This is a genomic window from Emticicia sp. (assembly GCF_049241225.1).
Classification (GTDB): Bacteria; Bacteroidota; Bacteroidia; order Cytophagales; family Spirosomataceae; genus Emticicia.
This window is the reverse complement of record NZ_JBMLRC010000390.1, coordinates 24334-25556: the sequence shown is the minus strand read 5'-3', so window position 1 is coordinate 25556 and position 1223 is coordinate 24334. Positions and strand designations below refer to the sequence as shown.

Here is a 1223-nt window from a genome sequence, read left to right as displayed (position 1 = left end):
GCGTGGTATCTTCCTGCCAAATGAGCCGCACTAAGGGCTGGGCTAACTTGCATTCCAACTGGAGGAAGCTGGGCTTCATCGCCAATCAGAAGGAGTTTATTGGTTTCCTGCTCGAACACAAAATCGAGTAAATCATGCAGTAAGCTATTCGTACCAAATTCTCGTTCGTCCGAAATCATCGAGGCTTCATCGACAATATAAACCGTGCCTTCCTGCGTATTTTTCATGCGTTCAAAAACCAACGCACCCGTGTAGGCGTTTTCTACTTGTCGATAGATTTTTTTATGAATAGTCAAGGCCATTCGCTTCGAGTAGCTCGACATCACCTTAGCGGCTCGACCCGTTGGAGCGAGTAGTACTGCTTTGTACCCAAATTCTTTCAGAACCTTAATGAGCGTACTCACAAAAGTTGTTTTACCAGTTCCTGCATAACCTTTCAGAATGAATGTATCACGGAAACGGTCTTCTTCCAGTATAAATTCGTCCATCAATTTAAAAAGTTTCGCTTGTCCGAAAGTGGGCGTAAACGGAAACTTACTTAAAAATCTGGTAGAAGGTTTTATATTTTCGTCGAGTGCCATTGTCTAAATGTATAATTAAGAATGTAGAATGAAGAATGTTGTTTTTCTGATGATACACACTCATAATCTCTAATCCAAGTGCAAAATAAACCTTTAAATTTTAAAAACATTCAAGATTCGTGAAATCCCTCGTGGCTGATTCATTATCTTTGTGCCGAAATAACTAAACCAAATGCCACAATCGGAAGTTCAAATAAACGCCCAGCAACTTTATGGGAATAGAATTCGGGTACGTGCGTGCGGAATTTGTATCGAAAACGACCGAGTACTGATGATTGGTCATCGAGCTATTTTGGGCGAAAATACCTTTTGGAGTCCACCGGGTGGAGGTGTAGAAGTTGGCGAAATGGCCGAAGATGCACTACGAAGAGAGTTTTTGGAAGAAACGGGGCTTGAAGTAAAAGTTGGTAAGTTGTTGATAATGAATGAGTTCGTGAAACTGCCTTTGCATGGGATTGAGTTATTTTTTGAAGTAAAAAAAATAGGTGGCGAGTTGACTTTGGGGCATGACCCAGAAATGAATTTGGGCGAACAACTGATTCAAAAAATAGAATGGTTGTCGTTAGATGAAATAAAAAGATTAAATTTGAGCGAAAAACACCAATTTTGGCAAAAGTTTGGAAGTTTTGATGAGATAATTGC

2 protein-coding genes are annotated in these 1223 nt (G+C 40.1%); one reads left to right on the top strand and one right to left on the bottom strand.

What is annotated here, in order from left to right:
- The coding region (locus ACOVO2_RS20400) for an ATP-dependent DNA helicase (RefSeq protein ID WP_421771752.1) at positions 1-581 on the bottom strand (581 nt) is incomplete at its 3' end.
- Positions 582-753: 172 nt separating this feature from the next.
- Here ACOVO2_RS20400 and ACOVO2_RS20395 point away from each other — a divergent pair.
- The coding region (locus ACOVO2_RS20395; protein WP_421771751.1) for an NUDIX domain-containing protein at positions 754-1223 on the top strand (470 nt) is incomplete at its 3' end.